Genomic DNA, 21,378 nt, shown 5'->3' with positions numbered 1-21,378 from the left:
GGCTCCAGGGTCGGAACGGAAGGGGGAGGGGGCCGGCGCCCGCGAGGGCGCCGGCCCGTCCGTCAGGACGCCGGGGCGTAGTTCCAGAGGGGGATGGAGGTCAGGTACTTCTGCGGCGTGATCGAGATGCTCGACGAGGTCGCGTAGACGTTGTTCTGCTGGGCGTAGGGGGCGTACCAGGCCTGCTCGACGATGTAGGAGTTGAGCTCCTTGAAGGTCGCGTCCTGCTCGTCGCCGGTCTGCGTCTGGGCGGCCGTGATCAGGTCGTTCACGGTCGCGTCGTCGGTCTTGAACGTGTTCCAGACGGACTGCGAGGTCATGGAGAGCTGGGCGACGTCCCACGGGCGGAAGGTGTTCAGGCCGAAGATCGCGGCGGGGTACTTGGCCGAGAGCAGGTCCGAGATGAAGGTGGCGCCGTTGACGGGCTGGTACTGGGGGCGGATGCCGATGGCGGTCAGCGCCTCGGTGACGGCTGCCTGCTGGGCCGGGAAGACGACCGAGACGTCGGGCATCGGGAGGTCGAAGCCGTCCGCGTAGCCGGCCTCGGCGAGGAGCGCCTTCGCCTTGTCGACGTCGTAGGGGTAGACGTCCTCGAGCGCGGGGTCGTACGCGGCGCTGTCGGCGCTGAACATCTGGTCCGTCGCGGTGGCCTCTCCGCCGAAGACCTGGTCGGCGAAGGCCGAGCGGTCGAGCGCGTAGTTGATGGCCTGGCGCACCCGGACGTCGCCGAGCGCGGGGACCAGGGTCCCGGCGCGGTCGAAGAGGAAGAGGCCGCTGGTCGTGTAGGCCGGCGCGGCGGTCGTCTTCAGGCCGGCGGACTCGAGCCCGGCGACCTCCTTCGCGTCCACGACGCCGGAGTCCAGCTGACCGGAGCGGAGGGAGTTGATCACCGACGTCGCGTCGTTGTAGACGGTCACCGTGACGGAGTCGTAGGGGTAGGCGTCCTTGTCCCAGTAGTCCTCGTTGCGGTCGTAGACGTAGGTCGTCCCCGCCTGGCTCTGAGCCTCGTCGTACTCGTAGGGGCCGGATCCGACCGGCACGGTGGCCAGCTCGGGGGAGCCGAGGGCCGCCGGGCTGGCGAGCATGCCGGCCGTGCCGCCGAGGTTGCTCAGCAGCGACGGGTCCGGCGCGGTGAGGGTGATGGTGAGGTGCGTGGCGTCGACCACGTCGACGGAGGAGAGGAAGCGGAGCTGGCCGCCGGACTCGCCGGACTGGGTCCGAGCGGAGTCGAGGTTCTGCTTCACGGCGTCCGCGTCGAGGGCGGTCCCGTCGGTGAAGGTCACGTCGTCGCGGAGGGTCAGGCTGAGGACCGTGTTCGTGTCGTCGTAGCTCCACTCGGTCGCGATGTGCGCGCCGGGCACGCCCTCGTCGTCGTTGCGGAAGAGCGAGTCGTAGACCGGCTCGAGGGCGATCGTCACCGGGCCGGTCCCGAAGACGCCGGGAGCGAAGGACTCCACGGCGGAGATGGTGGACAGCCGGAGCGCGGCGGTCGAGCCGGAGCCGTTCCCGCCGCCCGTCTCGGCTGAGCAGGCGGACAGTGCCAGGGCGGCGATCGCGATCGTCGCGACGGCGATGGGCTTGCGCATGGTTCTCCTCGTCATTGAAGGGATGTTCTGCCCGTTCCCGCGGCACTGGGTGGCGGGTACCGCGTCGCTGTCGGGCTCAGACGGTCGGGATTCAGGGGGCGGTGTCCAGGGACGTCCCGCGTGTGAGTCGATCTTTTACCGGGAGCCGGTCTAAGTCAAGCGATTCGGTCGAACTTCTGTGCAATCGGCACAGAAGGGTCAGGCGGAGAGCTCCGACCGCGGCGACACGGAGCTCAGCAGGCGGGGCAGCTGGTCCCGGGTGAAGAGCTCCTCGAGCGCGAGCTGGATCGCGCCGGTGACGCCGCCGGAGTTCTCGTCGAGCACGGGGAGCTCGACGAGGAGGTCCGCGGCGGCAGCCGGCAGGATCCGCGCCTCCAGCGCGCGACGCAGCGGCGCCAGCGCGAGATCCCCCGCGCGGGCGATCCCTCCGCCGATGATGAGCAGTTGAGGGGCGAAGAAGGCGACGACGGTCGCCATGCTGCTGCCCAGCAGGGCGGAGGTCCGCTCGAGGAGCTCGACGGCGGCCGGGTCGCCCCCCTCCGCCGCGGCGGTGACGTCGATGGGGCGCACCTCGCCGTTCGCGGCGAGGGCCCGGGCGAGCATCGGACTGCGCCCGCTCTCGGCGAGGAGGCGGCCGTCGCGGGCGATGGCCCAGCCGCTGGTGATCGCCTCGAGGCAGCCCACGCGGCCGCACCGGCAGATCACGTGGCTCGCCTCGGCGACCGCCGTGTGGCCGATCGCCCCGGCGAGCCCGTGGGCGCCCCGGTAGAGCTGTCCGTCGACGATCAGCGACGCGGCGCAGCCGACCCCGAACTCGAAGTAGATCGCGTTCTTCGCGGTCCTGGCGGCGGGGTTCGACCGGGTCTCGGCCAGGGCCAGGAGGTTCACCCGGCTGTCGACCCAGACCGGGACGTCCCACTCGTCCTCGAGCACCGCGCGGACCGGGTGGTCCTCCCAGCCGGGCAGCATCGGGACACCCACGGTCGTGCCGGTGTCGAAGGCGACGGGACCGGCCATCCCGGCGGCGACGGCCAGCAGCTCGCCGGCCCAGTCGCGCTGCTCGAGCAGCTCGTTGGCCAGCGCCCGCACCCGGGTGAGGACCGCCTCCGGGCCGTCGGCGACGTCGATGGTCTCGTGGCGGGAGCCGAGGATGCTGCCCGTCAGATCGGCCGCCGCGACGAAGAGGTCGTAGGCCGTCACATCGATGCCGATCACGAAGCCGGCGTGCGGGTTCAGCTGCAGGCGCCGGGGCGCGCGCCCGCCGGTCGAGGGCGCGAGCCCGCCGGTGACGAGCAGCTGCGCCTCCTCGAGCTCGGTGACCCGCTCGGCCACCACGCTGCGGCCGAGGCCGACCCGATCGGTGAGCTCGCCCTGCGTGAGGGCGGGCTCGGAGCGGATCGTGGCGAGGACCGCCGCCAATCCCGTGAACCGCTCTGCAGCCATGCGAGTCCCTTCGACGATTCGACACTGAAGACGATCCTTAGGCTATCGTCCTTTTGCGGTGACCGGACGAAGTCACTCATCAGCGCTGATGGCAAGGAGATCACGATGGCCAGGGATTCGCAGAAGGCGTCGGACGGTGCGGTCTTCCGCGACCTCAACGGCAACGGGGTGATGGACCCCTACGAGGACGCGCGCCTCACCCCCGAGCAGCGCACCGACGATCTGCTGCCCCGGCTGTCGCTCGCCGAGAAGGCGGGCCTGCTCTTCCACACCGTGATCTCGGCGCTCCCGGCCGGCGACCACGACTCGATGGACCACTTCCTCGGCGGCACGCACCGCGAGGTCGTCGGCTCGCGGTTCCTCAACCACTTCAACCTCGGGCGCATCGACGACCCGGTGGAGACGGCCGCCTGGCAGAACGCGCTGCAGGAGCTGGCGGCCGCGGCTCCGCACGGCATCCCGATCACCTTCTCGAGTGACCCCCGCCACGGCTTCGCGGAGAACGAGGGGATGGCGTTCCGCGCGGGCGCCTTCTCGGAGTGGCCCGAGTTCCTCGGGCTCGCGGCCCTCGGCGACCCGGAGCTGGTGCGCTCCTTCGCCGAGACGGTCCGCGAGGAGTACGTCGCCGTCGGCATCCGCGCCGCCCTGCACCCGCAGGTCGACCTGGCGACCGAGCCGCGCTGGGCCCGCCAGCTGCAGACCTTCGGAGCGGACTCCCGCCTCGCCTCCGAGCTCGTCGCGGCCTACCTCGCCGGGATGCAGGGGGACGTCCTCGGCCCGGACAGCGTGGCGTGCACGACGAAGCACTTCCCCGGCGGCGGACCGCAGAAGGACGGCGAGGACCCGCACTTCCCCTACGGCCGCGAGCAGGTCTACCCCGGCGGCCGGTTCGAGGAGCACCTCGCGCCGTTCCGCGCCGCCATCGCCGCCGGCACGAGCGCGATCATGCCGTACTACTCGCTCCCGTCCGGTCTCGTCCTCGACGGGGAGCCGGTCGAGGAGGTCGGCTTCTCCTACAACCGGCGGATCATCACCGGCCTGCTCCGGGAGGAGCTGGGCTACGACGGGGTGGTCCTCACCGACTGGGCACTCGTCACCGACATCGAGATCGGCGGCCTCGGCTGGCCCGCGAAGGCCTGGGGCGTGGAGCACCTCTCCCGTTCGGAGCGGGTGCTCCGGATCCTCGAGGCGGGTGCCGACCAGTTCGGCGGCGAGGCGTCGCCCGATCTCGTCGTCGAGCTGGTCGAGAGCGGCCGCGTGTCCGTCGACCGCCTCGACGCGTCCGTCCGGCGGCTGCTCCTGGTCAAGTTCCGGCTCGGCCTCTTCGACGACCCGTTCGTCGACGAGAGCCGCGTCGCCGAGCGCGTCGGCGCGCCTGCGGCCGTCGCCGCGGGCCGTCGCGCGCAGTCCCGCTCCGTCGTCGTCCTCGAGAACGACGGGGTGCTGCCGCTGGCCCGGGGGCGGCGCCTGCACGTCGTCGGCGTCGATCCCGCCGTCGCCGGCGAGTACGGCGAGGTCGTCGACGACCCCGCCGACGCGGACCTCGCGATCGTGCGGCTCGCAGCACCGTTCGAGCCCCGGTCGCAGTACTTCCTGGAGGAGCAGACCCACCAGGGGTCGCTGGACTTCCCCGCCGAGGTCGTCGACCGGGTGCTCGGGCTCGCGGCCGGCCTGCCCGTCCTCCTCGACGTCCACCTCGACCGCGCGGCGATCCTGACGCCGTTCTCCGGCGCCGTCGCCGCCCTCACCGCGGGCTTCGGGGTCTCGGACCGCGCCCTGCTCGACGCCCTCGTCGGCGACGTCGCGCCGGAGGGCCGGCTCCCGGTCGAGCTGCCGCGATCGATGGCGGCCGTCGAGGCGAGCCGGCCGGACGTGCCCTCGGACACGGCCGACCCGCTCTTCCGGCACGGGGCAGGACTCGCCGTCGGCGGGTCGGACGGGCCGTGACCGCTCCGGCAGGGGAGCACCGTCCGCCCGGTTCCGGCCCGGGCGCTGCGGCCGCGCTGTGGGAGGGCTTCCTCGCGCCGAGCGACGACGCCCGCCCCCGGGTCTGGTGGCACTGGATGGACGGGAACGTCGACCCGGAGGGCATCCGGCTCGACCTGGAGTGGCTGCAGCGCATCGGCGTCCGCGGGGTGCAGATGTTCTCCGGCGGCATGGGCACCCCGCTCGTGGTGCCGGCCGAGGTGGCCTACGGCTCGCCCGAGTGGACGCGCGCCGTCGCGCACGCGTCGCGGCTCGCGCACGAGCTCGGCCTGGAGTTCTCCACGACGACGTCGGCCGGCTGGAGTGCGGCCGGCGCGCCCTGGGTCACGGCACGGGACGCGATGAAGAAGATCGTCTGGTCGGAGACGGACGTCGAAGGACCGGGACCGGTCGAGGTGCGCCTGGCCGACCTCCCGGACGTCGCCGGACCCTTCCAGAGCCTGCCGTCGGGTGCGCAGTCGCCGGATCGGCGCTTCGCGGAGCAGTGGGCCGTCGTCGCCGTGCCGCTCGACGGGCTCGCCGCGGCCCTCCGGCCCGAGCACGTCGAGATCGTCGCGGGCGAGGATCGCCGTCGGGCGACCACCGACCTCCGCGCCCTGGACGCCGCCGCCGGGATCGTCCTCGATCTCTCGGACCGCGACGGCGTCCCCGCCATCGAGTACGGCTTCCCCGCGCCGGTGACGGTCGCCGCGCTCATGCTCGGCCTCCTCGCTCCGCGCGGCTTCGGAGCGCCGCCGCCGCCCGCCGTCCACCTGGAGCTGCTCGAGGGCTCGGCGTGGCGGCGCGTCGCCACGGTCGAGCCCGTCGAGCGCCCGGCCGCGCGCGGGGTCCCGGTGCGGACCGTGACCTTCGACGCGGTGACGGCCGAGCGCTTCCGACTGGTGGTCGAGCCGGGCACCGGCTCGGCCCTGCCCACGCTCGCCCCCGGGGTGCGGCCGCCGGCGCTGCCGCCGATCCGGCCAGAGGTCACGGTCGTCCAGGCCGCGCTCTTCAGCGGCGTCCGCGTCCACGAGGCGGAGCTCAAGGCCGGGTTCGGCGCCGCTCCGGACTACTACGCGCTCGAGCGGCCCGGCCGGGGGAGCGCGATCGATCCGCTCGACGTGATCGACGTGACGAGCAGGGTCGACGAGTCGGGTGTCCTGCGCTGGCAGCCGCCCGCGGGGCGCTGGCGGATCCTCCGCTTCGGTGCGTCGCTCACCGGTGCGACGAACGGACCCGCCCCGGCGGCGGCGACCGGTCTCGAGGTCGACAAGCTCGACGGGGACGCCGTGCGCCGCTACCTCGACGAGCACCTCGCGCTGTTCGACGGGGTCGCGATCGACGCCCTGCTCAGCGACAGCATCGAGTCCGGCGCGCAGAACGTGAGCGTGCGCTGGCGCGAGCGCTTCCGCGAGCTGCGCGGCTACGACTGCACGCCCTGGCTCCCGGCGCTCGCGGGCCACCCGGTCGGCGACTCCGACCGCACCGACCGCTTCCTCTTCGATCACCGGCGGACGATCGCGGACCTCGTCTCGAGCGAGTACTACGCGACCGTCGCCGACGTCGCGCACTCCCGACGCGCGCTGCACTACGCGGAGGCGCTCGAGGACAACCGCCCGCAGCTGGGCGGGGACCTGCAGATGCGCCGCCACGCCGACGTCCCGAGGGGGGCGATGTGGGTCTTCGACGCCGGGGACGAGCCGGACCCCACCTTCGTCGCCGACCTCCGGGGCGCCTCCTCGGTCGCGCACGTCTGGGGCAGGTCGCACACCGGAGCGGAGTCGATGACGGCTCTCCGGCGCCCCTGGAGCGACACCCCGAGACGCCTGAAGCACGTCGCGGACCTGGAGCTCGCCCTCGGTGTCACCCGCTTCTGCGTGCACACCTCGCCGCACCAGCCGTCCCAGGTCGCCCCGCCCGGGATCCCTCTCGCGCCCCAGCTCGGCCAGGCCTTCACCCGCCACGACACCTGGGCCGGTGAGGCCGGGCCCTGGATCGACTACCTCGCCCGGTGCTCCTGGATCCTGAACCAGGGCGTGCCGGCGGTCGACGTCGCGGTCTTCCTCGGCGAGGAGGCGCCGCTGACGGCCCTCTTCGGCGCCGCCCCGGACAGGACGCTGCCGCCGTCGATCTCCGCCGACTACGTCGACCTCGAGGCGCTCGAGGAGCGGATGACCGCCGCCGACGGCGACCTCGCCGCCGGGGACGTGCGATACCGCGCACTGGTCCTCGGCGGATCGAGCGAGCGGATGACGATCCGCGCGCTGACCCGGATCGGCGAGCTCGCCCGGGAGGGAGTGACCGTCCTCGGAGCGCCGCCCGCGTGCTCGCCGTCCCTCGCCGACGACCCAGCCGAGTTCGAGCGCCTCCGCGACGCACTGTGGGCTCTGCCGACCGTGAGCGCCGCCGCGGTCCTCGCCGATGCGGTCCGCTGCGCGCTCGGACCGGAGGACCTGGCCCTGGACCGCGACGATCTGCCGCGCCTGCGCCGGCGGGTCGGCGACCTGGACGTGCTGTTCGTCTCGAATCCGCACCCTCGTCCGGTGACGGTCACCGGCACCTCCCGGCGCGCGTGCCGCACCGTCGCCTGGGACCCCGTCGCCCTCACCCGGACCACGGTCCTCACCGGTGCGGGCGCCGCCTCGCTCGATCTCGCGCCCGCGCAGTCGATCCTCCTCGTCTCGGGGGAGGACGCACTCGGCGACGCTATCGCGAGCGGCTCCGGGGACGAGGGCGTCCGCCACGAGCTCGACGGGCGGTGGACCCTCGACGCTCCGGGACGCGGGACGGTCGCCGTCGACGGCGCTCCGCTCCCGTGGACCGGGCTCGGACCCGCCTGGACCGGCTTCTCGGGGACCGCGGTCTACCGGACGACCTTCGAGCTCGCGGCGGTGCCGGAGACCGCGTCGCTCCGCTTCGCCGACGTCGCGGACCTCGCCCGGATCGTCGTGAACGGCGTCGACTGCGGACTGCTGTAGACGGCCCCCTGGCGCCTCGACGTCTCGTCCGCGCTCGTGCCGGGGACGAACCGTCTCGAGGTGCGGGTGACGAACGCCTGGATGAACCGGCTGATCGAGGAGGCGGGTCACCCCAGCGGGCAGCTGTTCGCGCCGGCGGCGGGCGTCTACCGCGCCGACGCCCCTGTCCGGCCGTCCGGGATCGCCGGTCCGGTCGCCCTCCACTGCGCCTCGAGCGGCTGACCGGCGCTCGACCGGCACCGTCCTCGGGAGCCCCCGCCCCGATGCCCCGCCACCCTCCGCCTGCTGCTCGCCGCCGTCTCCCCGCCGCCGTCTCCCCGAAAGGACGCGCACCGACATGTCCCACGCTCCGCTCCACTCCGCCCCGCCGACCGAGGGGACCGCGAGCCTTCTGACCGTGGTCGAGCTCGTCCGCTGCGGGACGGCGCTGACCAGGCCGCAGCTCCAGGCGGCGACCGGACTGAACCGGGCCGTCATTGCGCAGCGCGTCGAGCAGGCGAAGCGGCTGGGCTACCTCGAGGACTCGCTGCTCGCCCCCTCCACCGGCGGCCGAGCGCCGCGGACCCTGCGCTTCCGCGCCGACGCGGGGGTCCTGCTCGTCTGCGTGGCGGGGGAGCGGCAGCTGCACGCCGGGATCACCGATCTCGACGGAGTCGTCCTCGCGAGCAGCCGGCGCGATCGCGAAAGCGACCTCGGCCCGCGCGGCACGGTCGACGCGGCGGCGGCGATGCTGGAGGAGCTCCTCGAGCGGCACGGCGCCCGCTCCCGCGTCTGGGGTGTCGGGATCGGGCTGCCGGGCCCCGTCGACTCCGCCACCGGACGGCCCGCCGCTCCGCTGCCGACGTCGCGCCGGGACGACATCGATCTCCGCTCCGCTCTGGTCGAGCGCTTTCACGCTCCCGTCTGGATCGACGGCACCTCCCGCCTGCTCGCCCGCGCGGAACGGCGGCACCGCCGGTGGGGAGCGGACGCCGACCTCCTCCTCGTCACGATCGGCACGGGGATCACCGCCGCCCTGCTCTCCCGCGGAGTGCCGCACCGAGGCGCCGCGGGAGCGGCGGGCGACCTCGGCCACGTGCGCATCCCGACGGGGACGCACCGCTGCCGGTGCGGCCGGACCGGGTGCCTCGAGGCCGAGGCGGGGGGCTGGGCGCTCGTCCGCGACGCGCACGTCGCCCTCGCGCAGGGGCGCGGCTCCGTCCTCACCGGTCACCGGGACGGGCTCGGCGGGCTCGCACCCGTCGACCTCGCGATCGCCGCACGGGAGGGCGACGCCCTGGCGCGAGAGCTCCTCGAGCGCTCGTCCGTCCTGATCGGCGAGGCGATCGCGCCGCTCGTGAGCGTCCTGGCCCCGACGGCCGTCGTCGTCGGCGGAGCCGTGGCCTCGGCGGGCGAGCTGTACCTCGCCGGCGTCCGTCGCTCGGTGCGGCAGCTGGCCACGCCGACGGCCACTCGGGACCTGCGGATCGCCCTCTCCCTCGACGGTGAGGACGGGCCTCTGGTCGGGGCAGCGGAGACGGTCCGCGACCAGCTCTTCGAGGTCTCGTTCCCCCGGTGGATCGGCCAGGGCGCCCCGCCCGTCGCCGCCATGGATCCGACGGGCTGACCGCTGGATCCGTGGCGGCGCCGCTCGCGCTCCGCGGGGAGCCGACGGTAGACTCGTCTCCGGACCGGTGACGTCACCGGGCGGTCGCACTGCGATCCAGGCTGGAAACCTCCGTCGATGACACCGGAGACCAGCCCATGACCCTCGAACGACTCGACTTCCGCGCGCTCTCGGTGCTGACCTCGGTGGTGAGCGTCAATCTGCTCGGCATCCTCGACACCACGATCGTGACCGCCGCGATCCCCTCGGCCGCGGCCGAGCTGGGGCTGGACGACGTCGGGCGGCAGTGGGTGGTCACCGCCTACGCGCTCGCCTTCGGCGCGGCCCTCCTGATCGGCGGGCGGATCGCCGACTACTGGGGGCGCAAGCGCACCCTGGTCACGGGCGTCGCCCTCTTCTGCGCCGCCAGCGCCTGGGGAGGGGCCGCCCAGACCGGGCTCGAGTTCGTCCTCGCGCGTGCCACCCAGGGCGTGGGCGCGGCCCTGATGGCGCCGGCCGCCCTCTCGATCGTCACGCTGGCCTTCCCGACCGGGCGGATCCGGGCGATCGCCTTCGGGATCCTCGGGGGAGTGGCCTCCAGCGGAGCCGCTCTCGGGCTCATCCTGGGCGGGCTGCTCACCGAGACGGTCGGCTGGCGCTGGTGCCTGCTGATCAACGTCCCCGTCGGCGTCCTCGCGATCGTGCTCGCGATCGGGACCCTCGAGGAGAGCCGCGTCGGCGGGCGCCGCGGCTACGACGTCGCCGGAGCACTCCTGATCGCCGCCGGGCTCTCGCTCACCGTCTTCGGGCTGACCGGACTCGGCGGCGGGCGACCGGAGCCGCTGACGATCGCCGCCCTCGCCGCCGGCGCTGTCCTGCTCGCGGCGTTCGTGCTCGTGGAGAGACGGGTCGCCTCGCCGGTCCTGCCCCTCGGCATCCTGCTGGACCGGTCGCGGGGCGGGGCGCTCCTCATCCAGATCTGCGCCGGGACGGTCATGGCGGCCGTCTCGCTCTACGCGACGCTGCACCTCCAGCAGGTGCTCGAGGTGGGGCCGCTGCTGTCCGGGCTGGCGATGCTGCCGCTGGCCGTCGGGATCGCGGCGGGCATCCCGGTCTTCGTCCGCGCCAGCACCCGCCTCGGCCTGCGCTGGACCCTCGTCATCGCCTCCGCCGTCGCCGCCCCCGGGGTGCTCCTGCTCGCGACGATCACCGTGGGCGGCTCCTACTGGACGCAGCTGCTCCCCGGCCTCGCGCTGATGGGCGTCGGCATGTCCGGCGTGTTCGTCGCCGCGCAGAACCTCGCCCTGCTCGGCGTCGCGCGCGACGAGGCGGGCGCCGCGAGTGCCGCGTCGCAGGCCGCGTCCCAGGTCGGAGGCGCGCTCGGCCTCGCTCTGATCACGAACCTGTTCCTCGCCGTCTCCGGTGCGGCCGGCACGGCGCCCGACCTCGTCCGCGGCTTCGCCGGCGTCTTCGTCGCGTGCGCCGGCGTGATGGCGGCCGCCGCGCTGATCGGCGTGCTGCTCATCCGCCGCGGCGCCGCCGCGCCGGCGCGCCCGCGCGACCCCCAGCTGGTCGAGTAGCGCGGCGCGCGCCCCATGCTGGTCGAGTAGCGCGCAGCGCGTATCGAGACCCACGTATCGACGACGGTGGATCTCGATACGCCCTCTCCGAGGGCTACTCGATCAGCATGCTGCGGACGCCCTCTGCGAGAGCGGCTCCACCAGCACGGAGCGGAAACATGCTGGTCGAGTAGCGCGCAGCGCGTATCGAGACCCACGTACGAACGACGGTGGATCTCGATACGCCCTCTGCGAGGGCTACTCGATCAACATGAAAAGGACGCCCTCCGAGGGCGGCTCGACGACCATGAATCGGGCGCCCTCTGCGAGGGCGGCTCCATCGCCATGGAGCGGAAACATGCTGGTCGAGTAGCGCGCAGCGCGTATCGAGACCCACGCGCCGATGACGGTGGATCTCGATACGCCCTCTACGAGGGCTACTCGATCAGCATGAAGCGGGCGCCCTCCACGAGGGCGGCTCCATCAGCAAGGAGCGGACGCTTTCTGCGATGGCGGCTCCATCGGCAGGGGGCGGACGCACGGGAGCGCCGCACCCACCCTCCAGGCCGGTGCGGCGCTCCCGCGGTCGATGGGCGGCGCGTCAGCCGCGACCCTGCACCTTGTAGGGGTTGAGCAGGGCGTCCTTGATCTCGTCGGGCACGCCCTCCTCCGTGGCGCTGGGGCCGTCGGCCGGCGGGAAGGACTCCGTCATCGACATCGGCATCGCGCTGTTGCGGTAGAAGTTGTTCGAGCCGAGCGAGGGCTTCCAGGTGTTCGGCTCCCAGTCCGGGACGTAGTTGCGGTAGCCGCCGGTGTTCATCTCGATGCGCAGCGTCGACGGGTCGCGGAAGTAGAGGAAGTTCTGCTCGCCGATGCCGTGGATCGAGGGGCCGTACTCCATCGGCACGCCGTTCTCCATCAGGATGTCGGCCGCCTGCAGCAGGTCCTCGCGCTGGTCGACCCAGAAGGCGTAGTGGTTGACGCGGCCGGGGCGCGAGGAGCCGTCGAGGACGACGCCGAGGTCGTGCGACTTCTCGTTGGTGGTGAGCACCGAGAAGACCGAGATCGGCGCCTCGTCGAGGACGGTGCGCGCCATGATCCGGAAGCCGAGCACGTCGTTGTACCACTTCGCGAAGCCGTCGACGTCGCGCGAGGCGATGGTGACGTGGTCGAGCTGGCGGGGCGCGCCGAGGTGGCGGCTGCGGCGCGAGGGGCGGTCGGGGTAGATCGAGGCGGCGTCGCCCTCCGCGCGGAAGTGCTCGACCTCCCAGTGCAGGGTCATCGAGTGGCCGTAGGGGCCGACGAAGCGGTAGGCGCGGCCGATGCCGGCGCCCTCGAACCACTCGCCCGCGGAGCCGGCCTCCTCGATGCGGCGCGCCGCCTCCTCGAGGGCCTCGGCGCTGGAGGTGCGCCAGGCCATCGTCTCGAGCGAGGGCTCGTCGCCGGCGACGATCACCACGCTGTAGCGGTAGTAGTCGCCCCAGCAGCGCAGGTAGACGGCGTCGTCGGTGCGGTCGACGACAGTGAGGCCGACCTGCTCCTCGTAGAAGCGCACGCTGGCCTCGACGTCGGGGGCGGTGATCGTCACGAACGAGAGGTGGGAGAGCAGCTTGATCATCGTTGATCCTTTCCGGGGACTCGGGCGGCCTCGACGTGCCGCGCTCCCCACTCTCGCGACCGCCGCGGCATCCGGGAACCTGATCTTCCCTATCGTCGGCATCAGCGGGAGTGATGCCCGCGGGCATCCACCGCATGGATGCACGGCATCGCGGAATCGTTCTGGCGGATCACCTCGCTCGGGGTCAGAGTGAGGGAGCGGCGACGTCGCCGCAGGACCGGAAGGACCGTCACCGATGACGCTGCGACCCGAGGACGCCCACGTCCGCTTCGGCCTGGTGCGCTACCGCGCGACCGCCGGCACCACGACCGCCGCCCCTGGCACGACCACCACCCCCGGCACGACCGCCGCCGACACCGCCGACCTCGGCGTCGTCTCCGAGGGCCGCGTGCACCGCGTCGACCTCGCGCAGCTCGGCGCCGCCGACGTCAACGACGTCTTCGCCCGCTGGGCCGAGCTCGAGCAGGCGGTCCGCGCGATCCCCGGGCACTCCGAGGGCCTCGCCCTCGACGAGGTCGAGCTGCTCGCCCCGGTGCTCCCGCGCCAGCTGCTGCAGACCGGCGCCAACTACCGCACGCACGTGATCGGCCTCGTCGTCGGCCACCGCTCGCCGGACGACCCGCGCCCCGTCGAGCAGGTCCGCGAGGAGGCGGCCGCGATGATGGACGCCCGCGCCGCGCACGGCGAGCCCTACTTCTTCATCGGCCTGCCGCAGACCGTCGTCGCCGCCGACTCCGACCTGGTGCTGCCCGCCGCGAGCGAGCGCCACGACTGGGAGCTCGAGCTCGCCGTGATCATCGGCACCCCGGCGTTCCACGTCGCCCCCGAGGACGCGCTCGACCACGTCTGGGGATACACGATCGTCAACGACGTGAGCACCCGCGACCTGATCTTCCGCAAGGACATGCCCGAGATCGGCACCGACTGGTTCCGCGCGAAGAACTCGCCCGGCTTCAACCCGACCGGCCCGTTCGCCGTGCCCGCGTCCGAGTTCGGCGACGGCCCGTTCGAGCTGCGCCTCGACGTCAACGGCGAGACCATGCAGGACGCCGACACCGGCGATCTCCTCTTCGACATCCCGCGGCTGATCTCCGCCGCCTCGCAGACCATTCCACTGCTCCCCGGCGACCTGCTGCTCACCGGCAGCCCGGCCGGCAACGGCCAGGCCCGCGGGATCTTCCTGAAGGCGGGCGACCGCCTCGAGGGCTCGATCACCGGCCTCGGCACGCAGCGCTTCACCTGCGTGGCGGAGCAGCGATGACCACGCCGCCGCTTCCGACCACGCCGCCGACCGCGGCGACGCCGCCCACCCGCGACCCCGCCGCCCTCGACCGCAGCGACCCCGCCACCGAGGTCGCCCGCTCCGCCGAGGCGCACCGCAACTGGGGCCGCTGGGGCGAGGACGACCGGGTCGGAACCGCGAACCTGATCACCGACGAGCGCCGCCTCGCCGCGGCCCGCCTGGTCACCCGCGGCGCCGCGTTCAGCCTCGCCCAGCGCTTCGACTCGGAGGGCCCGCAGAACGGCTGGCGCCGGCGCACCAACCCCGTGCACACCATGCTCGACACGGGCCTGGACGCCGAGTTCGGCGACCAGGGCTTCCCGCACGGCATCGGCGGCGCGGACGACGTGGTCGCCATGCCGCTGCAGGCCTCGACGCAGTGGGACGGCCTCGGCCACATCTTCGACCGCGGCAAGGCCTGGAACGGCCGCGCCGCAGGGAAGGTCGTCACCAGCGAGGGCGATCGGCTGACCGGGATCGAGCACGTCAGTGCGCTCCTGAACGGCCGCGGCGTGCTGCTCGACGTCGGCAGCGCGATCGGCGAGGGCGGCGAGCTGCCCGACGGCTACGGCATCACCGTTGAAGACCTCGAGCGCACGATCGCCGCGCAGGGACCGAGCTCCGCGGTCGGCGAGGGCGACCTGCTCCTCGTCCGCACCGGGCGGCTGTCCCGCGCCGTGCGCGAGGGCTGGAACGGCTACGCGGGCGGACCGAGCGCGGGCCTCTCCTTCACCACCGCCGGCTGGCTCCGCGAGCGCGACGTCGCCGCCGTCGCCACCGACACCTGGGGCTTCGAGGTCCGGCCGAACGAGTTCGACGACGCCTTCCAGCCGCTGCACCAGGTCGCCATCCCGAACATGGGCCTCACCATCGGCGAGATGTGGGACCTCGACGCCCTCGCCGCCGACTGCCGCGCGGACGGCGTGTGGGAGTTCCTCCTCGTCGCCGCCCCGATTCCGTTCACGGGCGCCGTCGGGGCTCCGGTCAATCCGATCGCCCTGAAGTAGCTCCTCTTCTCCCGGCGCTCGTCGCCGCCATCTTCCGCATCAGCCCCACTTGAAGGAGCAGGCCATGCCCGCACTCTCCTCCGTCGGCATCGTCGGGGCCGGCTTCGCCGGTCTCGCCGCCGCGATCCTCCTGCGCGAGGGAGGGGTCGACGTCGACCTCCTCGACTCGCGCGACGGCCTCTCCGACATCGGATCCGGCATCACCATCCAGGGCAACGCCTGCCGCACCCTCGCCCGACTGGGCGTCTGGGACGAGGTGCTCTCGCGCTCCTACCCCGCGGACGTGCTCGGACTGCGCGCCCCCGATCCGCAGTCGACCGTGGTCGCGCTGATCCCTGACGCGAAGACCGGCGGCCCCGATTTCCCCGCGACGATCGGCATGTACCGGCCGGAGCTCGCGCGGATCCTGCTCGCCCGCGCCGAGGAGCTGGGCGCCCGGATTCGCTGGGGGACCCGCGTGGACGCGCTCGAGGACCACGGCGACGCCGTCTCGCTGCACTCGACCGCCGGCGGGGAGCGCGTCACCGACCGCTACGACCTCGTGATCGGCGCGGACGGCCTGCACTCCGCGGTCCGCTCGATGATCGGCATCGAGACGACGCCGCAGCGCAACGGCATGGGCATCTGGCGCGCCTTCGTGCCGCGCCCGGCCGAGGTCACCCACACCGACCTCGTCTACGGCGGCCCCTGCTACATCGCCGGCTACTGCCCGACCAGCGAGGACCGGATGTACGCGTACCTCGTCGAGGACGCGCAGGAGCGCCAGCTGCTCTCGCCCGAGGAGCAGGTCGCCACGATGAAGCAGCTCGCCCAGGCCTACCACGGCCCCTGGGACGAGGTGCGGGACAGCATCGACGACGACTCCCGGGTCAACTACACCTGGTTCACCAGCCACCTGATCGACGGCCCGTGGAACCGCGGCCGCGTGGTCGTCATCGGTGACGCCGCGCACAGCTGCCCGCCGACCGTCGCCCAGGGCGCCGCGATGGCGCTCGAGGACGCGCTCGTGCTCTCGGAGCTGCTGCTCGCCGCCGACACGGTCGACGACGCGGTCTTCACGGCCTTCACGGACCGCCGCCTCGACCGCGCCCGCCAGGTCGTCGAGGCCTCGGTGCAGCTCTGCGACTGGCTGTTCGCGCACGACCGCGACGCCGACGTCCCCGGGCTGATGCGCCGCGTCGCCGCCGTCGTGGGGCAGCCGGCATGAGCGTCGTCGACGTCCACGCCCACGTCCTGCTGCCCGGGCTGCAGGCCGCCGTCGCCGCCCGCGACCCCGAGGGCATCGCCGCCGCGCAGGCCCTCGAGGCGCGCCGCCAGGGTCCGGAGTCGCTGGCCGTCTCCGGCGGGATGATCCGCTCGCGGTTCGAGCGCCTCACCGTGCTCGAGCGCCGCCTCGCCGACATGGACGAGGCCGGCGTCGACGTGCAGATCGTCTCGCCGTCGCCCTCGCACTACTACCCCTGGGCCGACGCAAAGCTGGCCGCCTGGTCGGCGCGCGAGGCGAACCGCCTGGTCGCCGAGCTGGTCGCGCAGGCGCCCACGCGGCTCCGCGGGCTCGGCCTGGTCGCCGCGCAGCACCCCGAGCTCTGCGTCGAGCTGCTGGACGACGCCCTCGCGCAGGGCCTCGCCGGCGTCGAGATCTCGTCCACCGCGAACGGCGTCGAGCTGTCGGATCCGCGCCTCGATCCGTTCTGGGCCCGCGCGGCCGAGACCGGCGCCGTGCTGTTCCTGCACCCCTTCGGCTGCACCCTCGACGAGCGGATCGACCAGCACTACCTGTCAAACATCGTCGGCCAGCCTGCCGAGAACGCGATCGCGCTGTCGCACCTGATCTTCGGCGGCGTCCTCGACCGCTTCCCGGGCCTGCGGATCGTCGCCGCGCACGCCGGCGGCTACCTGCCCACCTCGATCGGCCGCAGTGACCACGGCTGGCGCGTGCGCCCCGAGGCCCGCTCGTGCGAGCACCCGCCGTCGAGCTATCTGCGCCGGCTGTGGTTCGACTCGCTGACCCACTCGCCGTCGCAGCTGCGCGCCCTCGTCGAGGTCGCCGGGGCGGACCGGGTGCTGCTCGGCTCGGACTACCCGTTCGACATGGGGGTCGAGGATCCGGTGGGGGCGGCGCGCGAGGCGCTGGAAGGTGCTGCCCTGGAGGCCGTGCTGGGCGGGAACGCCGCTGCGCTCTTCGGCGTCGAGGCGGTGGCGCCGTGAGGCTCGCGCGCTGGGTCGGGGCCGACGGGACGCCTGCGGAGGGACTCGTGGTCGAGGACCGCGTCGTCCCGTTCGTCGACGGACTGACCGTGCTGGAGGTGCTGCGCGGCGGACTGCCCGAGGCGCTGCGCCGCGGCGACGCCCTGGTGTCCGGGGCGGGGGAGGAGCTGTCGGCCGTCCGCCTGCGCACCCCGCTCGATCCGCCGAGCATCCGCGACTTCGTGGCCTTCGAGGAGCACGTCGAGGGCGTCGTCCGCAGCGTGGACTCGTCCGAGGGCGTGGTGCCCGAGTGGTACGAGGCGCCGACCTTCTACTTCACCAACCCGCACACCGTGCTCGCGACCGGCGAGCAGCTCGTCCCGCCGGCGACCGAGCGCCTCGACTTCGAGCTCGAGGTCGCCGCCGTGATCGGCGGGACGGGCCCGTCGCGCTCCCTCGACGCGGCCGCGGCCCACGAGCGGATCTTCGGCTACGCGGTCTTCAACGACTGGTCCGCCCGCGACATCCAGGCCCGCGAGATGAAGGTGCGGCTGGGGCCGTGCAAGGGGAAGGACTTCGGGAGCACGCTCGGGCCGTGGATCACGACCGCGGACGAGGTCGCGGGGCGGCACGACGCCGACGGCTTCCTGGACCTGACGATGACCGTTGTCGTGAACGGGGTCGAGATCGGCCGGGACACGCTCGCGGACATGGGCTGGCCCTTCGCGGAGCTGGTGGCGTACGCGTCCCGCGACTCGCGGCTGGTGGCGGGCGACGTGCTCGGGTCGGGGACGGCCGGCACGGGCTGCCTGGCGGAGCTGTGGGGACGGGCGGGGGAGCTGACGCCCCCGCCGCTGACATCCGGCGACGAGGTCACGATGACGGTCGAGGGCCTGGGCACGATCTCGACGGTAGTCGGCACGCCGCTCACGGTGCCGCCGCTCGTGCGCGCCCGCCCGCGCCCCGGCTCACCGGCCGCACGCGCCCGCCGGAGCTGACCCGCGCTCCTGCGCTCCGGGCGACCTCGCCACTGGCCCATTTCTGCTGCTATTCAGGCATCAGAGCAACGGAGACTGTCCAATCGAGGAGTATCGACATCCGCAGCGGCGACGAATGGACGCTGGTCCCGCTCCGCTCGGCTGATTCGTAGTGCCCCGCGCCGGCGCCCCGGAGCCAATGACCATCCGTATGTCGGCCAGGGGTGGAGCGACGTTCGCGGCCCAGGCCTGCTTCGGCACGCTGCTGGCGTTGACGACCATCCGCATGTGCAATAGCAAGAGCACGAGCCGGTGCAACTCCGTCGCACCCTCTGGCACATCCCGTGCCGTCGGCGTTGCCTCGCCGCCGAGCTGCCACGGCATGACGTTCCGTACCAGCGTGCGATTTTACGGCCCGACTCGTCATGTGGCGACCGCAGCGTGGCAGCAGCCGGATCTTCGTTGTCGACAGAGGACATGACGAGCCGCGGAACGCCGCAAACAGCGGAGGTTGACTGCGTTCGAGTAAGTGAGGAGTCGAGGTAAGCCGAAGAGTCGCGCCTTGAGCGCATGTTGAGCGAAGTTCATTCTGCGATTGCAGTTTTAGCGCCCGCGAGACTTGCTATGCATACGAGACGTTGTGATCATCGTAGACACAGCAAGGTCTATTCTTGGTGCGGCCGCCGGTCGTCAGACACCCAAAATGGGCTTTAGCATCTGGTCGATATGAGAAAAACCAACAATGAGCAGTCGGCTTTATCTTCCACCGATCAAAGTAATGAACAAAGGATGTTCAATTGGTAACAAAGTCGACAAAAACTAAGAAATGGAATGCTTGGGCGGGAACACGCCGCGATTTGCGACTACTACTTGAGTCGATCGACAAGGCAATTGAACCCGCAGTGAAGCGTTTGGTTGAGGCAGATCAACGTTGGCCGGCAGAGCGTCTAGCGAGCGCCGAAAATGATCTTGTCCGTGCGACGAGAGAGCTTGAGTCAGTTGAACAACGCGTCACCGAAGCAACCGAGGAGTACGACTCGGACGATGCTGGTGCGACGGTCCCCCCAATACTTGCGTACATGCGCAAGGAAGTTATCGAATCGACGAAAGGAGTTAAAGCCAAGCGCGTTCAGGTGACTGACGCACAGCAGGCCCTCGAGGATGCGGGCACTTTGGCTACCGAAAAGTATTCCATTGGTGTGAGAATGTATACGCCTACCGGAAGCGTAGAGCATCGCGGTGACGTAGAAATGCTCGCGGGTAAGTTTGACTCACGGACTCTTGGGAGTTTTGTCATCACAGGCCCAGATGCTTACGGCAGTGATGAGAAAATAATCGTAACAGTCACGCGCTCCGAACTTCAACTATCCGTAGGAGGTCCTGAAGACTGGACGACATCGACGTTTGCGTCCATCTCTGAGGAAATTTCCAAATCCGTGGCGTGGTGGAGCCGCATTCGAGGAATCTGGGGTTCTATGGCGACGGTTCTGGCCACATCGATTTTAGGCGCTACCGCCCTGCATGCTGTCGCTCCCGATAGTGAATCTGGGCTGATCCTTACTATCGCAATTTGGCTAGTCGTTCTGACTTCGGGAGTCTGGGGTCAGTTCATCATTAGACGGATAGTCCCCACATTTGAGGTAACGGACGGCGGGTCAAAGCCGAAGGGGGCTGCGGCACTCGGCGTTCTGGGAGTGCTATTGCTTGAAATAGTTGTCGGTGTTCTGATAAATGTCTATGTCTAATGGCTAGCAAACCGCACTTGAGATTTACGTCGCTGAAACGAAAAGTATTCGTCGTGATTCCGCTGCGATTAGCTAAATGCGGGTCAAGGCGACCAATCGGGTGACTATCAGCATGCGTCGAAACGTCATATAGAACTGAGTAGGATTCAGGCGAGACGCAACGTCTAAATTGCACTGCAGTACGTACCAGAGCTCTCGGCGGCAGAGTTCGGAGCCAGCTTCAGCTAGTGTAGATCCGTGATCGAAGCGCAAAAGCAAGAATCTTTCGTATATTTCGACGGCGACGATGTTGGCGCAAAGATCGAGCTTTGTCTTCTGAGTGATGATGTTGAAGCAGCAGCCGCAATCAGCACCAGTGTTTCGGACGCTCGCATGGAACTCTCTAGGAAGCTACAAGTTCGGTTCGATGCCGAACTCATTTTTTCTGCTGGCGATGAAGTCCTCGCTCGGCTTTCTGAGATCGTGGATAACGATATATTCGATCAACTTCGCTTAGCCTTTGCGGCTCGGTCTGGAATAAGTATCTCTTGCGGGGTCGGGCGAAGTGCGAGCGAAGCTTCGCTTAATCTGCGACTCGCAAAGCTGCAAGGAAAAAATCAAACCTTTGGCGGACGAGATGTATGAAAAGCTCGTAATTTTGGCAAGCTCACAGAGACCAGACGTCTATTTCAACATAATCGCGCATAATGCGCTTCTGGGTGTAAGAGAGTATGTGATTGCGACGATCAGCGGGAGTCATGGGCAAACTTCTGCAGAGCGAGCTACAGAACTACAAATTGATCTGACCTCCTTCGTAGCCGCCTTGAAGGACTCGCGGTACCTTGCCGCGTCTGATGCCACTGTAGAGCCCTCTGCTCTGAAACGACCGAGTAGAATGAGTAAGTTTTTCCGCAAGATCGAGTGGGGATCATTAGAATTTACTTTCATCTCGGTCGAGCAAGACGATCTCGAAGGCTTTCTTCGAAAATACTGGTCGGACCGCACAGCGTTTGACGTCACGGCGTGCAAGAATACTGCGTTAGCTGGGGCCGTCGCGTGGATTGTTTCACGAGGTGGTTGTCCCATCTATTCCTTAGAGATGTTGAAAAATCTCAGCTTCGGCGAGGAGGATCTCTTACCGAATCTTGAAGTTCAGGATTTTCAATACATCGATCTTTCGCACTCTCGGTTGATTCGAGGAGCCACTCGTAGAATCAACAAAGGAACAATACATCGGCGCCGATTTTGGATCATATCGGCTGGGAGCGCGGTTGCAATCGGTAGCGTAACCTACTTCGCCCCTGAGCAGTTTGCATCATCGGTTTTGGCCGCTGCCGCTTCGCTCGCGACGATCATCTCTACAGTTGCCGTTCTTGTGCGAAACCCCGACCAGTAAAGCCACTTCATGTCTGCTGCAGCGCACAAAGGTCGCCGCAATCTCTGTCCCGTAGAAAAATTCACTTCAGT

The 21,378-nt window shown here is 70.6% G+C and carries 16 protein-coding genes; 13 read left to right on the top strand and 3 right to left on the bottom strand.

All coding sequences use genetic code 11. From position 1 onward, the window contains the following. Positions 1-62: 62 nt before the first annotated feature. Positions 63-1,586, bottom strand: a complete 1,524-nt coding sequence (locus tag HQQ82_RS01235; RefSeq protein ID WP_173231284.1) for an ABC transporter substrate-binding protein — start codon at positions 1,584-1,586, stop codon at positions 63-65. Between the two features lie 198 nt (positions 1,587-1,784). Then, on the bottom strand, positions 1,785-3,029 hold the full coding sequence (locus HQQ82_RS01230; protein ID WP_173231283.1) for an ROK family transcriptional regulator: 1,245 nt from the start codon (positions 3,027-3,029) through the stop codon (positions 1,785-1,787). Positions 3,030-3,134: 105 nt separating this feature from the next. Here HQQ82_RS01230 and HQQ82_RS01225 point away from each other — a divergent pair, with 105 nt between their 5' ends. The 5 genes from HQQ82_RS01225 to HQQ82_RS01205 all read left to right on the top strand — a co-directional run bounded on the left by HQQ82_RS01225 (position 3,135) and on the right by HQQ82_RS01205 (position 11,137). Next, positions 3,135-4,976, top strand: coding sequence for a glycoside hydrolase family 3 protein (locus tag HQQ82_RS01225; RefSeq protein ID WP_173231282.1), 1,842 nt, complete (start codon positions 3,135-3,137; stop codon positions 4,974-4,976). Beyond that, positions 4,973-7,972, top strand: coding sequence for a glycosyl hydrolase (locus HQQ82_RS01220; RefSeq protein WP_173231281.1), 3,000 nt, complete (start codon positions 4,973-4,975; stop codon positions 7,970-7,972). Before HQQ82_RS01225 ends, HQQ82_RS01220 begins: the two co-directional genes overlap by 4 nt. A gap of 36 nt (positions 7,973-8,008) precedes the next feature. Then, on the top strand, positions 8,009-8,194 hold the full coding sequence (locus HQQ82_RS01215; protein WP_173231280.1) for a hypothetical protein: 186 nt from the start codon (positions 8,009-8,011) through the stop codon (positions 8,192-8,194). A gap of 115 nt (positions 8,195-8,309) precedes the next feature. Further along, on the top strand, positions 8,310-9,578 hold the full coding sequence (locus HQQ82_RS01210) for an ROK family protein (protein WP_173231279.1): 1,269 nt from the start codon (positions 8,310-8,312) through the stop codon (positions 9,576-9,578). Between the two features lie 137 nt (positions 9,579-9,715). Next, positions 9,716-11,137, top strand: coding sequence for an MFS transporter (locus HQQ82_RS01205; protein WP_173231278.1), 1,422 nt, complete (start codon positions 9,716-9,718; stop codon positions 11,135-11,137). A 580-nt stretch (positions 11,138-11,717) separates the two neighbouring features. Here the strand turns inward: HQQ82_RS01205 and HQQ82_RS01200 are convergent. Continuing rightward, the gene (locus HQQ82_RS01200; RefSeq protein WP_173231277.1) at positions 11,718-12,734 is read right to left on the bottom strand and encodes a VOC family protein; all 1,017 of its coding nucleotides are present in this window, start codon (positions 12,732-12,734) and stop codon (positions 11,718-11,720) included. A gap of 235 nt (positions 12,735-12,969) precedes the next feature. On the opposite strand from HQQ82_RS01200, the gene HQQ82_RS01195 reads away from it, so the two are divergent. The 8 genes from HQQ82_RS01195 (at position 12,970) to HQQ82_RS01160 (ending at position 21,307) form a co-directional block, all read left to right on the top strand. After that, positions 12,970-13,995 carry a fumarylacetoacetate hydrolase family protein gene (locus tag HQQ82_RS01195; protein WP_173231276.1) on the top strand — a complete coding sequence of 342 codons (1,026 nt, stop codon included), beginning with the start codon at positions 12,970-12,972 and terminating at the stop codon, positions 13,993-13,995. Beyond that, the gene (locus tag HQQ82_RS01190) at positions 13,992-15,023 is read left to right on the top strand and encodes a cyclase family protein (RefSeq protein WP_173231275.1); all 1,032 of its coding nucleotides are present in this window, start codon (positions 13,992-13,994) and stop codon (positions 15,021-15,023) included. Before HQQ82_RS01195 ends, HQQ82_RS01190 begins: the two co-directional genes overlap by 4 nt. 64 nt (positions 15,024-15,087) lie before the next feature. After that, positions 15,088-16,230 carry an FAD-dependent monooxygenase gene (locus HQQ82_RS01185; protein WP_173231274.1) on the top strand — a complete coding sequence of 381 codons (1,143 nt, stop codon included), beginning with the start codon at positions 15,088-15,090 and terminating at the stop codon, positions 16,228-16,230. Continuing rightward, the gene (locus tag HQQ82_RS01180) at positions 16,227-17,231 is read left to right on the top strand and encodes an amidohydrolase family protein (protein ID WP_173231273.1); all 1,005 of its coding nucleotides are present in this window, start codon (positions 16,227-16,229) and stop codon (positions 17,229-17,231) included. The genes HQQ82_RS01185 and HQQ82_RS01180 overlap by 4 nt, the downstream gene beginning before the upstream one ends. Beyond that, positions 17,228-18,208: a fumarylacetoacetate hydrolase family protein gene (locus HQQ82_RS01175; protein ID WP_173231272.1), complete on the top strand. Its 981-nt coding sequence runs from the start codon at positions 17,228-17,230 to the stop codon at positions 18,206-18,208. The genes HQQ82_RS01180 and HQQ82_RS01175 overlap by 4 nt, the downstream gene beginning before the upstream one ends. A 776-nt stretch (positions 18,209-18,984) precedes the next feature. Then, entirely contained in the window at positions 18,985-19,932 is a 948-nt protein-coding gene (locus tag HQQ82_RS01170; RefSeq protein ID WP_173231271.1) for a hypothetical protein, read from the top strand. Between the two features lie 237 nt (positions 19,933-20,169). Then, on the top strand, positions 20,170-20,556 hold the full coding sequence (locus tag HQQ82_RS01165; protein WP_173231270.1) for a mCpol domain-containing protein: 387 nt from the start codon (positions 20,170-20,172) through the stop codon (positions 20,554-20,556). Next, positions 20,549-21,307, top strand: coding sequence for a hypothetical protein (locus tag HQQ82_RS01160; protein ID WP_173231269.1), 759 nt, complete (start codon positions 20,549-20,551; stop codon positions 21,305-21,307). The genes HQQ82_RS01165 and HQQ82_RS01160 overlap by 8 nt, the downstream gene beginning before the upstream one ends. Positions 21,308-21,378: the final 71 nt, after the last annotated feature.

Source organism: Rathayibacter sp. VKM Ac-2856 (assembly GCF_013205055.1).
Taxonomy (GTDB): domain Bacteria; phylum Actinomycetota; class Actinomycetes; order Actinomycetales; family Microbacteriaceae; genus Rathayibacter.
The sequence above is the reverse complement of the archived record's forward strand: the minus strand, read 5'-3'. Positions and strand labels throughout refer to the sequence as shown.